This is a genomic window from Flavobacterium seoulense (assembly GCF_000695795.1).
Taxonomy (GTDB): domain Bacteria; phylum Bacteroidota; class Bacteroidia; order Flavobacteriales; family Flavobacteriaceae; genus Flavobacterium; species Flavobacterium seoulense.
Window position 1 is genome coordinate 450268 of sequence record NZ_JNCA01000001.1, and the last position, 18842, is coordinate 469109.

Here is an 18842-nt window from a genome sequence, read left to right on the forward strand (position 1 = left end):
ATTTTCTATGAATAACTATATTTGAATTATTAATGAATAAATTAACTTAACTTTAGTTTTTGAGCAAAGTTTCTTTCGTTTTTTCAGTCCATATTGATTAATATTTTTTTAAATGTATAGCAACATTAGATACTTTGTAATCTGTTTTTTTGTTAGTTTTTGGACCTATTCTCAGGAAGGAATTCCTGTCTATTCAGACTATCTTTCGGATAATTATTATTTACTGCATCCTTCAATGGCAGGAGCTTCAAATTGTGCTAAGTTGAGATTAACAGCCAGAAAACAATGGTTTGATCAGCAAGATGCACCTTCGCTTCAAACAGCAAGTTTTAATGGTAGATTAGGAGAGAAAGCGGGTGGAGGAATTATTCTTTTTAATGATCGAAATGGGTATCATTCTCAAAAAGGTGTCAAGTTAACTTATGCTTATCATTTAATGTTTTCCAGAGATGAGATTGATTTGAATCAGCTTTCTTTTGGTATTAGCGGAGGTTTGATTCAGAGTAATTTAGATGAAACTTCTTTTTTGCAATCGGGTGATTTTGATCCAACAGTTAGTGGAACAATTGTACAAAAAGATTCTTATTTTAATGTCGATTTTGGAATGTCCTATAACTATTTGGATTTTTATGTTCATGGAACGATTAAAAATGCAATTGAAACGAGACGCGAAATATATTCAGGATATGAGAGTGATAATTTGAGAAAATTTATCTTAAGCACAGGTTATATTTTTGGAGACAAAAACAGAATTTTATGGGAACCTTCGGTGTTGTTTCAGTACACAAGTCAAACTACTGAAAAAGCTGTCGATTTGAATATGAAAGCATATAAAAGTATGGATTTTGGTACTTTATGGGGAGGTTTGTCTTATCGAACTAGTTTTGATGGTGCCGAGTTTAATACAGGAAATGGAACTTCAAAACAAAGATACCAATCAATAAGTCCGATTGTGGGTGTGAATTATAAGAATTTTATGTTTGCTTATACCTATTCTCATTTAGGTGGCGATGTTAAATTTGGTACAGGTGGTTTTCACCAGATTACTTTAGGTCTTAATTTATTCTGCAAACGCGAGAAATACGAATGTAATTGTCCTGCAATTAATTAGTTTAAAAATCATGTTGATAAAATCAGTTAACGGAAAATCGCCTGCAATCCCGGAAGATTGTTATGTGGCCGAAAATGCTACTATTGTAGGTGATGTTAGTTTTGGAGCTTCATGCAGTGTTTGGTTTAATGCAGTGATTAGAGGCGATGTCAATTATATAAAAATTGGTAATAAAGTCAATATTCAGGATGGTGCTGTGATTCATTGCACTTATCAAAAATACCCAACCATTATAGGTAATAATGTTTCTATTGGTCACAATGCTATTGTTCACGGTTGTACGGTGCAAGACAATGTTTTGGTAGGAATGGGCGCTATTGTAATGGATAATTGTATTGTAGAAAGTAATTCGATTATAGCGGCCGGAGCTGTGGTGACTCAAAATACAGTGGTTACTTCAGGATCGATCTGGGCCGGAGTTCCTGCTAAAAAAGTAAAGGATTTAAATCAATCTTATTTTGCTGGCGAAATTGAGCGTATTGCTAATAATTACCTTTTGTATTCCAGCTGGTTCAAGGAATAATTTCCAAATATTAAAACGAATATTTTAAATTCCAGATTTCAATGTAGCTTGTATAGTATTGGAATTTGGAATTTTCTGTTTGGGATTTAGAAAAAACTATAAATTGATTTTTTCAAAGAAAGCATTCTTATAACTTTCACTAATAGGAATACGTTTATCTGCAATTATTACTTTGTTTTTTTGAATTGATTTTACGTATTTGATATTGATAATATACGAACGATGAATACGGGCAAAACCTTTTGACGAAAGCATATTTTCAAGTTTAATCAGGCTAATTAAAGTCAGCGTAAATTTATTGTCAGTAGTGTAAATTTTCACATAATCTTTCAAACCTTCGATAAATAAAATATCCGAAAAATTGATTTTTACATTTTCATATTCTGAACGAACAAACATAAAATCAGGTTCAATTTCAGGAGCGACAAGTTTTGGGGTTACTGCTGGAATAGTATTTTGAGATTGAAATAATTGCTGCGCTCTCAATACCGATTTCAGGAAACGATGAAACGGAATAGGTTTTACTAAATAATCTACCGCACCCAAATTAAAACCTTCTACAGCATAATCAGAATAAGCGGTGGTGAAAATAATAAGTGGTTTTTTATCGATGGCATTTAGAAAATCAATCCCAGAAAAATGAGGCATTTCGATATCCAGAAAAATCAAATCGACATTAGAAGTATTAATCATCGCAATGGCATCGATAGCATTATTGAAAGTATTGATAAGTTCAAGACTTTCTACTTTGCTAACAAATTCTTTGATTAAATCAACCGCTAAAGGTTCGTCATCTATAATTACGCACTTCATCTTTATTTAATTTTCCAATGGTTCTAGTTTCAAATTCAAATGAACACTGTATATATTATCCGTTTGTGTGATCGTTAATTGATGCGCATTTGGATACAAAATATTAAGTCTGTTTTTGATATTGGTTAGACCAATTCCAGAATTGTTAGGATCTTTTATTTGATTTTCAATTCGGTTTTCAATCCAAAAATTAAGAATATTATCCTCAATGCTGATTTTTATTTTTACAAAAGTTTTTCCTTTATAATCAGTACCATATTTAAAAGCATTTTCGATAAATGAAATTAATAACAGCGGTTCTATCGATTTGTTTCGGGTGTCGCCGTGAATGTTGATGAAAATATTTTCAATATTGTTTAATCGTAATTTTTGTAAATCAATATAGTTTTTAATATAGTTGATTTCTTTTTCTAAAGATACAGCTTTATTATCGGTTTCATAAAGCATGTAGCGCATCATTTCAGACAAAGTTACTATAGCATCAGGAACCAAATCTGATTTTTTATAGGCCAAAGAATAAATACTATTTAAGGCATTAAATAAAAAATGCGGATTAGTCTGTTTTCTTAAATAATTTAATTCGCTTGTTGTTTTACGTGTTTCAGAAATTAATTTGTTTTGCTGATTGCTGTAAAATTCTGAAAGCGTTTTGATTATGGTACTTATGGTAATGACGAACAGATAAAAAAGTGATGGGAAAAATTTGAAAAAAGGTGGTGGCTTTTTCAGGAATCTTTTCTCCGGAATAAATTCTTTTCCATTAGCATCAAATAATTTCTGATGTGGAAAATGGTGAAATTCAGGACTGAAATAATATATCTTGATCCAGCTAAAAAACACGACTGCAATAAAAATAATACTTAAATAAGCAGCATATTTTTTGTGTAAAAGCAAATGAGGAACTAAATAGAAATAGTTAACATAAAATAGTAGAATTCCAGTTGACCATTGTACATAAAATTCAGCATCAATGCCTGTGAAATTTTGATAAAACGGTAATAAGGAGGCAATGATTAAAAAGCACCAAATAAGACTGTGTATCAGTATTTTGTTTGAATCGTTATTTGTGATTTCCTCTAAGTTCATCTAGATTTTAATTGACAATAAAATTAAATTATTTTTTGTAATTGTAGGCGATGTTTTGTGTTCCAATTTATCTAAAACCAAATTACCTACTTTTAAGGCTTCGGTTTCACTTTCAAATGATTTTATGTTTTGAATCACGGGTATTATCGATTGTTTGATAATAATTTTATCATTTTTTTTAATCACATAACCCCAGCCTGTACTTGTTTTAAAAGAGGATAACACAAATTCTGGCTTGTTGTTACAGGCAAAAATAAGCAATAAAAAGCCTAATGAAATTAGTTGCTTTGTTGTGCTGAATGAAAAATTCTTCTGAACAGTAGTCCAGAAGAATTTAGTGGTTATTTTAGTTATCATTATCATTTTGCTCTTCTTGTGGTTTAAATTCCCATACATCATCATAATAAGATGATCCTGATCTTCCTAATAATACAAAACCTCTTTCATTGATTGAAAATCCTATAGCATCTGTTCTACCTGAACCTTCTAAGGCTGTTTTTTCCTGCCAAATATCAGTCGCAGGATTGTATTCCCAGATAGTTTTCGAACTTTCGCCACAAGCTAAATATCCTAATCCGTTCATTGAAAATGCAGATGCATTCGAACGAACAATTACATAATCGTCATTGTATGATTCATCATCGTCTTTATCCTGATCAATGTCACGCTTTTTTGTCCAGGTATCCGTACTTGGATCAAACATCCAAAAATCAACCTGATAAGCACCATTGTTTGAACCTGCTACTAAATAAGCTTTGTCGTCAATAACAAACACAGAAGCATTTCTTCTTTTGTTTCCACTAAATCCGTTTACCTGAGTCCAGGTGTCTGAATTAGCATCATATTGATAAAAATCTTTTAAGAAGTTGTTGTCATAACCTGTTCCAAAATAAGCTTTTCCGCCTACCTGAAAACCAACTGCTGAATAACGTGCCGTTCCTGCAAAATCAGCTTTTTGTGTCCAGGTATTAGTGTCTGGATTGTATTGATGAAAATCTTTTAATTTATTGGTTCCGTCATATCCTAGACCAATATATCCTTTACCGTCTAATTCAAATCCGGAAGCTGCACTTCTGGCAACACCACTGAAATTAGCTTTTTGTTCCCAATAATCACCATCAGAATTATATGCCCATAGATCTTTTAAATATTCGTCTCCAGTATATCCGGTAGCAACATAGGCATAAGAACCAATCACAAAACTGGTTGCGCTTGACCTTGCTGGTCCGTCAAATGATGATTTTCTAATCCAGTTACCTAACAATTCTTCATCGTCGTCGTTGCTGCAACTTACAAATAGTAGTCCCAATAATAACATGGAAATTAGTGTTCTTGCTTTTAAAATAGTCATAATGTAGTGTATTTGTTACGGTTTGTATTTTATGCCAATGTTGAACATGTAGCCATCATTAGCATCGAAATTAAATTTTGTTGTTCCTTTATTATCTGTTAATCTGTATTTCTTATTGAATTGATAGCCGCCTTGAAAACTCATGTACCAGTTGCCATCTACATTTCTTTCATATTCCAGCGCAGTTGTCATTTGAGAAAAACGTATTCTCGAAGCACTTAAATTAGAGCTGATTGATTTTGTCTGATCGAGTTGGTAATATTCTCCTTCAAAGGTGTTTTTTAAGCTGAAAATGTTACGTTCATTGTTTGAATATTGAATATTCGAATAAGGAAATCCTAAGCTTAAATCTGTTTTAGAATTTAATTTGCTGTTAAAAGCAATCGAAGGAAGTATTTGTGCTTTTCCAAATAACATTGTTCTTTTTATACCTAATTCAATACTGCTTTTTTCAGAATAAGCATATTGAATTCCGGCTCCGCCAAAGAAACCTACATCTGATAATCCTAAACTGTTTTCAAAACCCGTAATAGTTTTAAATTCGAAATTCAAATTCAGCTTATCATTTAGTTGATGTTGAAATTCCAGATTGTTTTCTATTCGATTATAATTATTTCTATTATTAGCCGAATAATAATTATCCAGATTGAATTTCAGTTCACTGTTTTTATAACTAATACTATTTGTGATTTTATTTTTCGAATCTAAATTTTTGTAAAAAGAAAATCCTATTCCTGTTTCGTTTTTAGTGATTTCTTTTGTTGGAATTGTTTTTACATTCAATTCTAACGAATAGCCACTTTGAGCAGATATTTTAAGAATTGAAATCATAGAAAACAGGATTATAAAGTATTTTAATTTCATTTAATTTTTTATTGCTTCAAAAGTAGATGCATTATCTATTTTAAAAAAAGAAGATATATAGACGCCTCTTTTTTATAGACAAATAGGCTTTTTATCTGGTCGAATGAATTATTGAGTTAGCTATTGATTATATAGATTAAAAATGCCTTTTTATAGATGTAAAAACCTCAGTTGTATATGTTGTTAGGCTTTGTAAATAGTGCTCTGCTATATTTGTCCAAAAATGTTTTATGTATAGATTATTTATAGTGTTGTTTTTCGGAATTATTCTGACCTCGTGTGATTCTGATGTAGATGCGGGAGAATTTGTAGTAGGTTCAGATAATTTATCTGTGAATAATAAGGTCATATTGATTGATACTGCAACCGTAGAAGTTTCGACTATAAATTTTGATTCATTAGTAACTTCGAGTCAAAGCCGGATTCTTTTAGGAAATTATGATGATCCTATTTTTGGGAAAGTAAGTTCTGATAGTTATTTTCAATTGACTTCTTCGGGTTATAATTTACAAACAACCAGTTCAGATCTTGAAGGCGCGAATTATGTTTTTGATTCTATCAGAATGGTTTTGATTCCTGATAAGTATTATTATGGCGATACAACTAAAGTACAATCATTAAGTATTCATCGATTGTTGCAAAAGGTAAAACCCAATTCAGAAGACGATAGTTTTTATAATAATTCCAGTTTAAGTTATGATGCAGCAAGTATTGGGCTGGCATCTTTTATGCCGCATCCGGTTAGGCAGGATTCCATTTTTATAAAAATGGATGCTATTTTTGGTGATGCGCTTTTTCAAAAACTAAAAAAACGTGAAATTACTACTGAAGATGAATTTGTAGAATATTTTAAAGGTATAGTTATTCGGTCAACTTCTGCTACTACTTCCTGTGTAATGGGATATCAGGTTTCGAGTTTGTTACAATTGTATTATTCGAAAAAAGTAAGTGATGACAAAACATCGATTTTAAAAGAATTTACGATAAGTGATATTTCGAAACAATTTAACCGGATTTCTTTGGATAGAACAGGAACACTTTTAAAAGATTTACCTGGAACTACAGGACGATTATCAAGTAATCTGACCGAGAATAAATCCTTTATTCAATCAGGAACCGGATTAGCCTGCCGAATTGATTTTCCTAATATAAAACAACTAAAATATATTACTCAAAAAGGAGCTATTGTTGATGCACAGTTAATGATTCGGCCGGTGAATAATACCTATTCTAAAAGTTATCCGCTTGCAGATTCTCTAAGTGTATATGTTGCGGACCAATTAAATAGAATAGGAGGTACGCTGACTTCGGCATCAGGAGCTTCGATTTATGCCGTGCTTAATAAAGCGCAGGATGAGTTTGATGAAAATATAGGATATACTATTCCGCTGGGAACTTTTATGCAAAATGAAATGGTTAAAGTTTCCGATTCCAGATCGGCTTTAATACTTACTATACCTAATATTTCAAAAGGAGTAAACCGATTAGTGTTAGGGAATCAAAAAAACATTGGGAATAAAGTACAATTGAAAATATATTATATCTCTTATTAGATGAAAAATACAATCGCAATACTAAGTTTTTTGATGCTTAGTTGTTTCAACTCTTATTCTCAAAGTTTGTCCAGTTCGCCGTATTCAATTTATGGATTAGGCAGTTTGTATGACTCTGATTTTGGTTCGATTCCTGGAATTGGTACTTCGGGAGTTGCTTTGCCTTCCAATCGGTTTATTAATAATTTGAATCCAGCGTCATTAGGTTTTGCGTATAAAAACCACTTTTTGTTTGACGTAGGCGGAAACATGATACAAACTTCTTATCAGGATGTTTCCCGAAAAGAAAATCGTAATAATGTACAATTCTCGCACATTGCTTTTGCTTTTCCGGTTACTGGAAAATCGGCAGTAAGTTTGGCTTTAAAACCTTATTCAAGTGCAGGTTTTAAAATATCAGATTATAAATTGCCCATTCAGGACAGTAATGAAGAATATACTTTGAGTGCAACAGGAACCGGAGGTTTGAATAATTTTGATATTTCTTACGGGCATCGTTTTGGAAAGAAATTAGCTTTAGGGTTAGCAACTTCTGTACTTTTTGGTAATACCAAAGATGAAAGAGAATATGTTATTTCTAATTCGGTTACAAGTATTGACAAAGAGTCGTCTTATAATGGTGTTCGGTTTAATTTAGGTGGGCAATTTAAAATTGATTCGACTTTTACTATTGGTGCCAATTTAAAATCACCAACGAGAATTAATGCGACAAAAGTACAATCGGTGATCACTTATAATGCTAATCTGGAAGCTTCGAATACAATAGAATCTGATGCACAATCGGATACTGATGATTATTATTTACCCACTGAATTTTCGGTAGGATTAAATAAAGTTTTCAGGAATAATTTGAGTTTGACTATGGATTATGAGAAAGCTTTTTGGGAGAATTCGAAGCAATCCAGTATTTATGGTGATTTTGTAAATCAAGATAAGTTTAAACTAGGTTTTTCGTATCGAAAAAACGATAAAATAAGAAGCTATTTTGATCGGATTCAGTTTTCAACAGGATTGAATTATGATACAGGTTTTTTAGAAATAGATAACAAAAGAATTACGAATAAGGCTATTTCGTTTGGTGTTTCTTTACCTATCGAAAATACTTTTTCAGTGCTTAATATTTCGTATTCGTATGGACAAAGAGGCCGAATAAGTAACGGATTGATAAAAGAAAATTACCATAAATTATCGCTGAATTTGTCTTTAGACGGAATTTGGTTCGTCAAGCGAAAATACGAATAGATTAAAAATCTTTTTCTTGTACAGCATAATTGCTGCCCACAATGGTCTGTAAAACTTCAGGGTTAGTATTTGTGTAAAAAACGGGCTTGTTGTTGTTATCTGAATTAAAACCGATTTCATTTAATAGGTTTTGCGTTTGTCTCGCCACAGCCAAACCAGAATCGATGATATGAATATGATTGGGGATAATTTTTCTTATTTGAGGGATGAGATAAGGATAATGACTGCAGCCCAGTACAAGAAAATCAATATTAGCTTCAATCATTGGGTCTAAATAGGAGTGCAGCAGCTGTGTCATTTCTGGCGATTCTATTTGCCCATTTTCGATTAATTCGACTAATCCGTAACCTATTTGTTCAATAATTTTAGTATCATGAAACATTTCGGTGGTTTTATGGAATAGTTCACTATTAAGTGTTCCTTTTGTTGCCAAAATACCAATAATTTGCGTTCTGGAATTGATTGCAGCAGGTTTTATTGCTGGTTCAATACCAATGAACGGAACATCATATTTAGCTCTTAATTCTCTTATTGCGTTAGTAGTTGCGGTGTTGCAGGCTACAACAATAAGTTTACAATCCTGATTAAGCAGAAAATCAGTGTTTTTCATACTTAACCGAATGATTTCCTGTTTGGATTTTTCGCCGTAAGGTGCATTTTTACTATCTGCCAAATAGATAGTTTTTTCGTTAGGCAAGAGATGGTGAATCTCTCTCCAAATTGAAGTTCCTCCTATTCCAGAGTCAAAAATACCTATTGGTTTGTTGTTGTCCATTAAAACAAATTTAAGTGCTAGCAATTAATTTTCCTAAAAATTAAGCATAAAAAAACCGCTCAATTCTGTGTAGAAAAAAGAGCGGTTTTGAATTTAATTTTTTAGAATATTAGAATCCTAAATCTTTTTTAACGTCTGCAGTAATGTTTGGACCATCAGCTAATAAAAGAGTAGAACCATCTAAAACGTATTGGTAACCTTTTGCTTTACCTACTTTTTGGATAGAAGCTCTTACTTTTTCCATTAATGGTTTTACAAGATCAGATTCTTTTTGTTGCAATTCTTTTTGAGCGTTGTCTCTAAAATCAGTAATTCTTTTTTGCATGTCCTGAACTTCTTTAGCACGCTCTGTGTTTACAGCATCAGTTACTGTTGTAGTTTCAGCTTCATACTTTTTTAATTTTGTCTGATATTCTTCGATCATTTTTTTATAATCTGCATCGTATGTAGTGCTTAATTTTTCTAATTGCTTTTGAGCATCTAGCATAGCTGGCATTTTCGACATAAGTTCACTAACATCCACATGGGCAACCTTCGCTTGTGCATTGATGGTTTGATTTGCTCCAAGAACGAATAGAGCAGCAATTAATAAAGTTTTAATTTGTTTCATTGGTTTTAAAATATTTAAGTAATTAATTTTTATTTATTGTTTAAGTTTTTGTTCTCTGGCAGCTTTGATAGAATCTCGCTGCTGAATTGTTTTTAATCTTCTTTCTTCTAGTGCTTTTTTACGGTCTTCAATAATTTTGTTTCTGTCTTCAAGCGCTTTTGCTTTCGCATCGGCAGCTTTTTGTTTCGCTAATTCTGCATCAGGTTTTGTTTCTGGCGTAACAGTTTTTTGAACTTCAGTTTTAGCAGTGCTGGCACTTTCTGTTTTCTTAGCTGTTTCGGTAACAGGAGCCGGTTTTTTAGCAGCAGCTCTTTCATCAAGAATTTGTTGCCTTCTTTCTTCTAATGCTTTTTTACGATCCTCAATAATTTTATTTCTGTCCTCAAGAGCTTTTGCTTTGGCATCATTAGCTTTTTGTTTGGCTAATTCAGCTTCAGTTGGGGCATTATCTGTTGCAACTTTTTGTGCCTCTGTTTTAGCTGTTTCAGAAACCGTGCCATTTTTTTTAGCAGCTCGGTCGTCTAAGATTTTTTGTCTGCGTTCTTCGTATTCTTTTTTCTTTTGTTCCTGAGCAGTTTTTCTATCGGCTAGTATTTTATCTCTGGCTGCTTTTCTTTCGTCTAATACTTTTTGTCTTGCTGCAAGATTTGGATTATCATCTATAGCGTCCTCTTTATTTTCTTTTTCCAGTTCAGCGGCTAATTCTTTTTTGCTTAGCTGTTCTCTTTTTTCTGTTCGATTAATAATTCTTAAAACCTGATCACTAATGTCAAAACGTTTATCAGCAAAAAGCATAGTTAAATCGGATGATTTGTCAAAAATAAAATCATATTTTTTTGCTTCGGCAATATCCTGAACGGCGGTGAAAACCTGGTCCTGAATTGGTTTTGCCAATAATGCCTTTTGACTCATTAATAAACCATTTGGACCAAAACGTTTTTGTTGCAAATCTAATAATTCATTTTCAAGAAAAGTGATTTCGGTTTCTCGTTCTTCAATTAATGATTTGGTTAATAAAGGTTTTTCGGCTGTAAGAGCTTCTTTTACTTTATTAATTTCTAATTTTTTAGCTTCGATTTCCTGTTTCCACTTTTCAGCTTTTTCTTCCAGCAAAGAGTTAGATTCATTATAGCTATTTACATTTTGTAAAATATACTCCATATCAATAAAACCTACGCGATTTCCGCGAGTTTGCGCATGAAGACTATTTGTCGCTATTGCGGCTAAAAACAGAAGTAGAAAATGTTTTCTCATAGCTTAAAGTATTTGAAAATCAGAAACCAAATTTTTAGAATTGTTGTCCAATAATGAAATGGATTTCTTGTCCGTTAGGTTGCCCATTTCCTCCAGGAACTGAATCAAATCCATGTGCAAAATCTATTCCCAGTAATCCAAATGCCGGCATAAATACTCTTAAACCAAATCCTGCCGAACGTTTAATATCAAATGGATTATAGCTTTTGAAATTTTCAAATGAATTTCCTGCTTCTAAAAATGCTAAAGCATAAATAGATGCTGCAGCTTTTAACGTTATTGGATAACGTAATTCCATTGAGAATTTATTAAACACTGTAGCTCCAATTTGTTGATTCAATGAGTTAACCGGAGTCAAAGAGTTGTTTTTATAACCTCTTAAACCAATGGTTTCTCTACCATCCATCGAATAGTTTTGCATTCCGTCTCCACCCACATAAAATCGTTCAAAAGGAACTAAGCCTCTGTCTTGGTTGTATGCACCTAAGAATCCAAATTCAGTTACTGTTCTTAAAACAAATTTACCATAAACTTTGGTATACCAATCAGCTTTGAATTTAATTTTATAATATTCTAACCAATTGAATTTTGCCTGATCTACTTTAGACGCGTCAGCTGATGCATCTGCTACTGAATTAGCTCTTATATAAGTTCCGGAACTTGTTCTTTTTAAATAATCACCTGTTGCAGGAATACCGTTACTGTTATCAATAGTTAATCCTGAATTAGGATCATATTTCAACTTGTTTTCTTCTTTGTTTCCTAAATCACCATAATCGATACCATTAAGTAAAGAATATGGAGGAGTAATTTTAGCAGAAATACTAAAGTCAGATCCGTAAGTTGGGAAAATAGGGTTTACTCCTTTGTTACTTCTCGAAAGACCTACTGTGTAAGCAAAGTTTCTTGAAGTTCCGTTTCCAAATGTAAATAATCCCGTGTTGTAATTATTTAAATCATAATGCTGGTAACTGATAGACTGAGATAATACAAAATAATCATCAGGAACAGTTAATCTTTTAGCAAGACCAACAGATAATGTCAAGATGTTAAAGCTTCTTGATTTGTCTACATCAAAAGTAACAAAGTTGTTTAAGAATTGTTTACTATATGAAATAGATGAACTAAATTGTACTGGTTTCTTTTGTCCAAACCAAGGCTCAGAAAATGAAACACTATAGGTTTGGAAATAAGTACTGGCTTGCAAACGTAAAGATACTTTTTGACCGTCTCCCATTGGAAGCGGTTTATAAGCTGACTTATTCATAATATTTCTTGCAGAAAAGTTATTGAAAGAAAGTCCTAATGTTCCGATGAAACCACCTCCACCGTAACCACCCTGAAGTTCAATTTGGCTAGAACCTTTTTCTACAAGGTTGTATTCGATATCTACTGTTCCTGCTGCGCCGTCAACATTTTTAAATTTAGGATCGATAGCTTCAGGGTCAAAATAACCTAACTGACCAATTTCACGAACGGTTCTTACTAATTCTTCTTTACTATATTTTTCTCCTGGTTTTGTTCGCAATTCTCTGTAAATAACACGGTCATTTGTCTTGTCATTTCCTACTACAGTAATGTGGTTGAAATAGGCCAAAGGACCTTCTGTTACTCTAATCTCAAAATCAATAGTGTCATTAGCAGTTTTTACCTCTACAGCATTGATATTCGAAAATAAATATCCGTTGTTTTGGTATAAATTGGTAATGTCTTCTCCATCAGGTTTTGTTTTGTCAGCAATTCTTTTTTCAAGTAAAACTCCGTTGTAAGTTTCACCTTTTTTGATTCCTACAATTCTGCTTAAAAGTTGATCAGAATATACAGAGTTTCCTAAGAATTTAATGTTTCCAAAGTAGTATTTGTTTCCTTCTTCAACATTAACTTTGATAGATAAGGTATTTTTTTGTTTGTTGTATGCAACACTATCTGAAACAATTCGGGCATCACGATATCCTCTTTCTTTGTATGTTTCAATTACTTTTTCTAAATCAGTTTTGTATTTTTCTTTGATAAATTTAGATGCTTTTAATATTCGAATAGGATTCTTTTGTTTAGTATCCTTCATCGCTTTGCGTAAAGTTTTATCTGATAATTTAGTATTACCAACAAAATCAATACTGCTAATTTTTATTTTATCACCTTTATCTACACTCACAACCATGTTAACCTGGTTAACTGCAGCGGTATCTTTTATGGTGTTAATGTTTACTTTGGTATTGTAATAACCGTCTTTTTTGTACTTGTTTTCAATGTAATTTTTAGTGGTAGTAATCAAATTTTCGTTTACTACTTTACCTTTTGTAAGGCTGTTGTCTTTGATTAAAGCTTCTGTTTTACTTTTCTTAACTCCAACAAATTTTACATCGTTTAATTTTGGAAGTTCTTTAATATCTAAATCAAGATAAATACTGTCGTTTTCTATGCGGTTTACATAAAAAGCAATTTCATCAAAAAGGCCTAGTTTTCCTAGCTTTTTGATGGCTGAACTAATTTCTTCACCAGGAACTGTAATTTCTTGCCCTTTTTGCAAACCAGCAAAAGTTACTACAGTTTGATCGTTAAAACTGATTTTATTGGTCAATTCAACCTTAGCTAAAATATATTTTTGACCTTGATCGAATGGTACTCTGTCTTGTGCCTTAATTTGTGAAAAACTTCCCAAAAATACTAGGGTAAGTAATGCTTTGATACCTTTATCCAACACTAAAAAATTATTTAATTTGTTCACTTGTTTTTCCAAATCTACGTTCTCTTTTTTGATAACTCACCAGCGCCTCATAAAGGTGCTCTTCTCTAAAGTCAGGCCACATAACTTCAGAAAAAAATAATTCAGCATAAGCGATTTGCCAAAGTAAGAAATTACTTATTCTGTGCTCTCCACTTGTTCTGATTAATAAATCTACATCGGGTAAATTTTGCGTGTAAAGATGCTCATTTATAATTGAATCGTCAATAGCGTCTATTGAAATTATATTATTTTTAACTTTATCAGAAATCTTCTTTACAGCGCTAACTATTTCTTCTCTCGAACCGTAACTGAGGGCTAATGTTAAGGTCATTTGAGAATTGTTTTTGGTTTTTTCAATCACTTCCAAAAGCGTTTTTTGAGCTGATTTAGGCATCATTTCAATATTACCTATGGCATTGAGTTTAATGTTGTTTTTTTGAAAAGTTACTAACTCTTTTTGTAAAGTATTTATTAGTAATCTCATCAAAGTTTTTACTTCCAGTTTAGGTCTGTTCCAGTTTTCTGTAGAAAAAGCATATAAAGTTAGGTTTTCTATACCTAAATTTAAGCAACTTTCTATAGCAAATCGTACTGATTTAGTACCGTTTTGATGACCAATGGCTCTTAATAAACCTTGTTGTTTTGCCCATCGACCGTTACCGTCCATGATAATGGCAAGGTGTTTAGGTAAATTATTTTTATTTAAACTGTCTAGTAAACTCATTTTTTTATTCTGCGCAATAGCAAGGTTTTTCGCCAAAGGTATACGTTAATGTTATACCAGAGAAGACATACCAATCATTATTATTTAAATTTCCAAATCGCAACGTACTTAAACTTTCTTCTTTAGGATTACTTCCGTCCAGATTATCAGTTAATGTATAACGTGCTCCAACCTCTGCAGCCAAAACCAGTCTTCTGGAAATATTTGATTTTATTCCTAAAATTATTGGGACAGCAATGGCATTTTTTCCTTTATTTTTCTTGGTTTCTCCTGATTCAATATACAAATCATCATACCTGAAAAGATTAATTCCGGAAGTCACATAAGGTGTAAATTTATGATCTAATGTATGAAGATTGAAATCGAAAAAGTTGAATTCAAGGGCTAAAGATAATTCTTTTATGCTATTTTCAAAATGATATCCTCTCAGACTTCGTCCTGCTTCTTCTGAATCCAAATCATTTGCATTAATTGTTGACTGAGTGTAAGCTACTCTCCAGGCATGTCTGGGACTCTTATTCCATTTGTATAAAATACCAAAAGCAGGCTCATTAGGAGCTATATAGGTCGTTTTTCCAACATCGCCTATATAATTACTTCCGCCAAGAAAAATACCTATTTCATGTATTTGTGCTTGTGAGTTTATACTTAAGAATAAAAATGCTATTGTGCTTAAAAATTGTTTCATTTTAATAGAAAATTGCATGCAAATATAATAATTATCAATGCGAATCAATGCCCATTAAAATAAATGTACATTTTTTTGAAAAATATTCAATTATTCTAATGAGAATTCGTTTTGTTCTACTTAAACGTAAAATTTATAAGGTATTGTATAAATATGAATTCAAAAAGAGATTAATTTCTTTTGTCTTCTCCCCAAAGTAATTTGCTTCGTAAGGTTTTCAGGAAAGTTTCATTAGGTATTTCGACCATATTGATTTGAAAAGGTGTTTTCTTTATTGTTAAAACCGATTCGTTTGCTATTGAAGTAATTCTGGAATCTAGTGAAACCAAATAATTTTCTTCTCTTCCGGAAACTTTTAGCATAATTTCGGTTTCATCAGGAATTACAAGTGGTCTTGCATTAAGATTATGAGGAGCAATAGGAGTAATCACTAAACTTTTTACATCTGGAGTTAAAATAGGACCACCACAGCTTAAGGAATATCCGGTAGAACCTGTAGGAGTGGAAATAATTAATCCATCAGCCCAATAGGAATTCAGGATTTCGCCATTTAAATAAGTTTCAATCGTAATCATCGAAGTAGTGTCTTTTCGGCTCACTGAAACTTCATTCATCGCAAAATTAATATCGTTTAAAGCTTCGTTTTCGGGTGTAGAAGTTAAACTTAAAAGCGTTCTTTTAGAAAGAGTGTATTTTTTATCGATTACAATTTGTAAAAATTTATCAATATTCTCTTTTTGAACCGTAGCCAAAAAACCTAATCTTCCTGCATTGATACCTAAAATAGGAATTCCCGAGTTGCGAACTAATGTAGCTGCTCTTAATATCGTTCCATCTCCACCAATGCTTAGCAACATATCAAAACTAGCATCTAATTCACTATGAGAAGAAAATGTTTTGTATTCCTTTTCGATGATTTTTTTTTCCTGAATTAAAGCAAGAAATTTAGATTCGATAACTATTTCGATGTTGTTTCTGTTGAAAAAAACAAAGATGTCTTTTATAATAGGTTCTGTGCTATTTTGATAATATTGACCGTAAATGGCTATTTTCATTGGGTTTACATGTTAAGATATTTGTCTAAATAGTCTGAACGTTCTTTTAAATTAGTGATATAGTTATCTTCATGATGTTCGGAAATAATTTCGTAATTGTAACGTCTAAAAGTCTGGATAATTTCATTGATAGTTCCAGGAGTAATTTTTACAGTCACTTCAACAGTTTCCAAATCGGCTTCTGAAATAAATAATCCTAAAAGTTTTCCATTATTGCTTTCAACAATCTGGGTAATTTGACTCATAGAATAATCTAAAATTCCTTTTCTTATCTTAATAATCGCTCCCTGCTCTTTTACAAAAGGCGTTTGATTAAAAAAAGTAATAATGTCTTCCATTTCGTAATAGCCTACATACTTATTGTTTTCGTCTAAAACAGGAATTACATTAGAATGATTTTTGGCAAAAACTTCTAAAACTTCAAACCATAAAGCATTGGTTCTAATAAAAAAAGTCTCGAGCGTATATTTGTAATCGGCTACTTTTTTCTCGTCTTCACAGGTTTCAACATCTTCAGCCGAAATGCTGCCTATATAAACTTCGTCTTCAACTATCGGAAAATGTGAAAACTCAAAATCAACCAAAAAATCCTTGACAACAGCAATAGTTTCCTGGCTGTCAATAGGTTTGAAATCGTTGGTAATGTAGTTTGTAATTTCCATTTTGTATAAGTGCTGAATTTTTATGCAAAATAATCAAAAAAAGGCAAAAACGCCTAGGTTTTACTTTGTATTTTTGTGCCTTAATTATAGTTTTTCGAAATAAAAAAGTATTCTAATGACAAAATTAAGTGTAAATATCAATAAAATAGCTACTTTACGTAATGCCCGTGGAGGAAATGTTCCTGATTTATTAAAAGTAGCCACCGATATTCAAAAATTTGGAGGACAAGGAATCACTATTCATCCGCGACCTGATGAGCGCCATATTCGTTATCAGGATGCGCGTGATTTGAAATCTATTGTTTACACCGAATTTAATATCGAAGGTAATCCGCAGCACAATTTTATTGATTTGGTTTTAGAATGTAAGCCAGAGCAGGTTACTCTTGTTCCGGATGCAATTGGAGCCATAACTTCTTCTGCAGGTTGGGATACTGTCGAAAATCAAGCCTATTTAACTGAGATGATTCAGGAATTTCAACGTAACGGAATTAGAACTTCAATTTTTGTTGATCCGGTTCTTGAGATGATTGAAGGTGCTAAAAAAACTGGAACTGACCGAATTGAATTGTATACCGAAGCTTTTGCACATCAATACAGTTTAGGAAACGAAAGAGGAATTGATCCGTATATAAAATCGGCTGTTTTGGCAAATGATTTAGATTTAGGAATTAATGCCGGGCATGATTTGAGTTTAGATAATATTCAATTCTTTAAACAAAATATACCAGGATTATTAGAAGTTTCAATTGGTCATGCTCTAATTTCCGAAGCGCTTTATCTTGGTTTAGAGAACGTGGTTAATATGTATTTGCGAAAATTAAAATAATTTCAATTGATTGAAGATTAAGCAGGATTTTTTTCTGCAATCTAAAATCTAAAATCTAAAATCTAAAATCAAAATGCTTTATTCAAAAATAGAAGGACAGGGAAAACCACTTTTAATTATACATGGATTTCTTGGAATGTCGGACAATTGGAAAACTTTAGGACAACAATTCGCTGCCGAAGGGTTTCAGGTGCATTTACTTGATATGCGTAATCATGGTCGCAGTATACAGTCAGAAGAGTTTAGTTATGAATTGATGGTTCAGGATGTGTTTGATTATTGTCAGTCGCATTCGTTAGAATCAATCGATATTTTAGGACATTCAATGGGAGGGAAAATTGCAATGCTTTTTGCAACCCGATATACTCAAATGGTCGAAAAATTGATTGTTGCCGATATTGGTCCAAAATATTACGCACCGCATCATCAAACTATTTTAGCGGGATTAAATGCTGTCGATTTTTCGATTAAGCCTGGCCGAGCTGATGTTGAAGCTGTTTTAAGCCAACATATAACTGATTTTGGAACCAGACAATTTTTATTAAAAAACTTGTTTTGGCTCGAACCAGGCCAACTCGCTTTCCGTTTTAATCTTAAAGTGCTAACTGATAAAGTTAGCGAAATAGGTGTTGCTTTGCCAGCTGAATTGGTTTTTGAAAAGCCAACACTTTTTATTCGTGGCGGAAGTTCAAATTATATCTTAGACTCAGATGTCGAAAATATAATGACTCATTTCCCTTTAATGCAACTGGAAACGATTCCTAATGCGGGACATTGGCTTCATGCCGAAAATCCAGCTTTGTTTTATCAAATGGCAATTTCATTTTTAAAATAGTCATCTTTTAAATCAAAAGAAATTATAAAAGAAAGAACAGTGATTTTTTAAATTACTGTTTTTTTGTTTCATATTTTGATAAATGTATAAAAAACACTTGTTTTGTACTTTTCTGAAAATGATAGTTTTCTTAAATTAA

General features: G+C 32.1%; 19 protein-coding genes. 6 read left to right on the forward strand and 13 right to left on the reverse strand.

All coding sequences use genetic code 11. The annotated features are described in order from the left end of the window. The first annotated feature begins 112 nt into the window (after positions 1-112). Together FEM21_RS01750 and FEM21_RS01755 are read left to right on the forward strand one after the other, a co-directional pair. Entirely contained in the window at positions 113-1111 is a 999-nt protein-coding gene (locus FEM21_RS01750; protein WP_035656998.1) for a PorP/SprF family type IX secretion system membrane protein, read from the forward strand. Between the two features lie 10 nt (positions 1112-1121). Then, the gene (locus FEM21_RS01755; RefSeq protein WP_035657000.1) at positions 1122-1634 is read left to right on the forward strand and encodes a gamma carbonic anhydrase family protein; all 513 of its coding nucleotides are present in this window, start codon (positions 1122-1124) and stop codon (positions 1632-1634) included. A 96-nt stretch (positions 1635-1730) separates the two neighbouring features. Here FEM21_RS01755 and FEM21_RS01760 read toward each other — a convergent pair whose 3' ends face one another. Genes FEM21_RS01760 through FEM21_RS01780 form a run of 5 tightly spaced genes read right to left on the reverse strand, consistent with a single transcriptional unit; the run spans position 1731 to position 5715 of the window. Beyond that, a complete protein-coding gene (locus tag FEM21_RS01760; protein ID WP_035657002.1) occupies positions 1731-2447 on the reverse strand; it encodes a LytR/AlgR family response regulator transcription factor in 717 nt (238 codons plus the stop codon). Positions 2448-2453: 6 nt separating this feature from the next. After that, positions 2454-3533: a sensor histidine kinase gene (locus tag FEM21_RS01765; RefSeq protein WP_035657003.1), complete on the reverse strand. Its 1080-nt coding sequence runs from the start codon at positions 3531-3533 to the stop codon at positions 2454-2456. Next, positions 3534-3890, reverse strand: a complete 357-nt coding sequence (locus FEM21_RS01770; protein ID WP_035657004.1) for a DUF4907 domain-containing protein — start codon at positions 3888-3890, stop codon at positions 3534-3536. It lies immediately after the preceding gene. Then, the gene (locus tag FEM21_RS01775; protein ID WP_035657005.1) at positions 3880-4884 is read right to left on the reverse strand and encodes a Kelch repeat-containing protein; all 1005 of its coding nucleotides are present in this window, start codon (positions 4882-4884) and stop codon (positions 3880-3882) included. The genes FEM21_RS01770 and FEM21_RS01775 overlap by 11 nt, the downstream gene beginning before the upstream one ends. 15 nt (positions 4885-4899) lie before the next feature. Then, positions 4900-5715, reverse strand: coding sequence for a DUF6268 family outer membrane beta-barrel protein (locus FEM21_RS01780; RefSeq protein WP_152547355.1), 816 nt, complete (start codon positions 5713-5715; stop codon positions 4900-4902). Between the two features lie 263 nt (positions 5716-5978). On the opposite strand from FEM21_RS01780, the gene FEM21_RS01785 reads away from it, so the two are divergent. Then, positions 5979-7301 carry a DUF4270 family protein gene (locus tag FEM21_RS01785; protein ID WP_035657009.1) on the forward strand — a complete coding sequence of 441 codons (1323 nt, stop codon included), beginning with the start codon at positions 5979-5981 and terminating at the stop codon, positions 7299-7301. Continuing rightward, a complete protein-coding gene (locus FEM21_RS01790) occupies positions 7302-8543 on the forward strand; it encodes an aromatic hydrocarbon degradation protein (protein ID WP_035657011.1) in 1242 nt (413 codons plus the stop codon). 1 nt (position 8544) lies between these two features. Here FEM21_RS01790 and murI read toward each other — a convergent pair whose 3' ends face one another. The 8 genes from murI to FEM21_RS01830 form a co-directional block, all read right to left on the reverse strand. Continuing rightward, entirely contained in the window at positions 8545-9318 is a 774-nt protein-coding gene (gene murI, locus FEM21_RS01795; RefSeq protein WP_035657013.1) for a glutamate racemase, read from the reverse strand. A gap of 109 nt (positions 9319-9427) precedes the next feature. Beyond that, on the reverse strand, positions 9428-9928 hold the full coding sequence (locus FEM21_RS01800) for an OmpH family outer membrane protein (protein ID WP_035657015.1): 501 nt from the start codon (positions 9926-9928) through the stop codon (positions 9428-9430). A 33-nt stretch (positions 9929-9961) separates the two neighbouring features. Next, entirely contained in the window at positions 9962-11182 is a 1221-nt protein-coding gene (locus FEM21_RS01805; protein WP_081824622.1) for an OmpH family outer membrane protein, read from the reverse strand. Between the two features lie 34 nt (positions 11183-11216). Then, positions 11217-13910, reverse strand: coding sequence for an outer membrane protein assembly factor BamA (bamA, locus tag FEM21_RS01810; RefSeq protein ID WP_035657145.1), 2694 nt, complete (start codon positions 13908-13910; stop codon positions 11217-11219). Continuing rightward, positions 13894-14634 carry an isoprenyl transferase gene (locus FEM21_RS01815; protein WP_035657016.1) on the reverse strand — a complete coding sequence of 247 codons (741 nt, stop codon included), beginning with the start codon at positions 14632-14634 and terminating at the stop codon, positions 13894-13896. Before FEM21_RS01815 ends, bamA begins: the two co-directional genes overlap by 17 nt. A gap of 4 nt (positions 14635-14638) precedes the next feature. Then, positions 14639-15322 carry a type IX secretion system protein PorG gene (gene porG, locus FEM21_RS01820; protein ID WP_035657017.1) on the reverse strand — a complete coding sequence of 228 codons (684 nt, stop codon included), beginning with the start codon at positions 15320-15322 and terminating at the stop codon, positions 14639-14641. 170 nt (positions 15323-15492) lie between these two features. After that, on the reverse strand, positions 15493-16377 hold the full coding sequence (locus tag FEM21_RS01825; RefSeq protein WP_035657018.1) for an NAD kinase: 885 nt from the start codon (positions 16375-16377) through the stop codon (positions 15493-15495). A gap of 5 nt (positions 16378-16382) precedes the next feature. Beyond that, positions 16383-17039, reverse strand: coding sequence for a CBS domain-containing protein (locus FEM21_RS01830; protein ID WP_035657019.1), 657 nt, complete (start codon positions 17037-17039; stop codon positions 16383-16385). Positions 17040-17154: 115 nt separating this feature from the next. On the opposite strand from FEM21_RS01830, the gene FEM21_RS01835 reads away from it, so the two are divergent. Beyond that, entirely contained in the window at positions 17155-17868 is a 714-nt protein-coding gene (locus FEM21_RS01835; protein ID WP_035657021.1) for a pyridoxine 5'-phosphate synthase, read from the forward strand. Positions 17869-17941: 73 nt separating this feature from the next. Further along, positions 17942-18703 carry an alpha/beta fold hydrolase gene (locus FEM21_RS01840; RefSeq protein WP_035657023.1) on the forward strand — a complete coding sequence of 254 codons (762 nt, stop codon included), beginning with the start codon at positions 17942-17944 and terminating at the stop codon, positions 18701-18703. Positions 18704-18842: the final 139 nt, after the last annotated feature.

What these genes read in the sequence shown, in the direction of transcription:
- FEM21_RS01815 (WP_035657016.1), bottom strand. Translation starts at nt 14,634, where the DNA reads ATGAGTTTACTAGACAGTTTAAATAAAAATAATTTACCTAAACACCTT.
- murI (WP_035657013.1), bottom strand. Translation starts at nt 9,318, where the DNA reads ATGGACAACAACAAACCAATAGGTATTTTTGACTCTGGAATAGGAGGA.
- FEM21_RS01825 (WP_035657018.1), bottom strand. Translation starts at nt 16,377, where the DNA reads ATGAAAATAGCCATTTACGGTCAATATTATCAAAATAGCACAGAACCT.
- FEM21_RS01765 (WP_035657003.1), bottom strand. Translation starts at nt 3,533, where the DNA reads ATGAACTTAGAGGAAATCACAAATAACGATTCAAACAAAATACTGATA.
- FEM21_RS01770 (WP_035657004.1), bottom strand. Translation starts at nt 3,890, where the DNA reads ATGATAACTAAAATAACCACTAAATTCTTCTGGACTACTGTTCAGAAG.
- FEM21_RS01800 (WP_035657015.1), bottom strand. Translation starts at nt 9,928, where the DNA reads ATGAAACAAATTAAAACTTTATTAATTGCTGCTCTATTCGTTCTTGGA.
- FEM21_RS01750 (WP_035656998.1), top strand. Translation starts at nt 113, where the DNA reads ATGTATAGCAACATTAGATACTTTGTAATCTGTTTTTTTGTTAGTTTT.
- FEM21_RS01805 (WP_081824622.1), bottom strand. Translation starts at nt 11,182, where the DNA reads ATGAGAAAACATTTTCTACTTCTGTTTTTAGCCGCAATAGCGACAAAT.
- FEM21_RS01760 (WP_035657002.1), bottom strand. Translation starts at nt 2,447, where the DNA reads ATGAAGTGCGTAATTATAGATGACGAACCTTTAGCGGTTGATTTAATC.
- FEM21_RS01780 (WP_152547355.1), bottom strand. Translation starts at nt 5,715, where the DNA reads ATGATTTCAATTCTTAAAATATCTGCTCAAAGTGGCTATTCGTTAGAA.
- FEM21_RS01755 (WP_035657000.1), top strand. Translation starts at nt 1,122, where the DNA reads ATGTTGATAAAATCAGTTAACGGAAAATCGCCTGCAATCCCGGAAGAT.
- FEM21_RS01840 (WP_035657023.1), top strand. Translation starts at nt 17,942, where the DNA reads ATGCTTTATTCAAAAATAGAAGGACAGGGAAAACCACTTTTAATTATA.
- FEM21_RS01775 (WP_035657005.1), bottom strand. Translation starts at nt 4,884, where the DNA reads ATGACTATTTTAAAAGCAAGAACACTAATTTCCATGTTATTATTGGGA.
- FEM21_RS01785 (WP_035657009.1), top strand. Translation starts at nt 5,979, where the DNA reads ATGTATAGATTATTTATAGTGTTGTTTTTCGGAATTATTCTGACCTCG.
- FEM21_RS01835 (WP_035657021.1), top strand. Translation starts at nt 17,155, where the DNA reads ATGACAAAATTAAGTGTAAATATCAATAAAATAGCTACTTTACGTAAT.
- FEM21_RS01830 (WP_035657019.1), bottom strand. Translation starts at nt 17,039, where the DNA reads ATGGAAATTACAAACTACATTACCAACGATTTCAAACCTATTGACAGC.
- porG (WP_035657017.1), bottom strand. Translation starts at nt 15,322, where the DNA reads ATGAAACAATTTTTAAGCACAATAGCATTTTTATTCTTAAGTATAAAC.
- FEM21_RS01790 (WP_035657011.1), top strand. Translation starts at nt 7,302, where the DNA reads ATGAAAAATACAATCGCAATACTAAGTTTTTTGATGCTTAGTTGTTTC.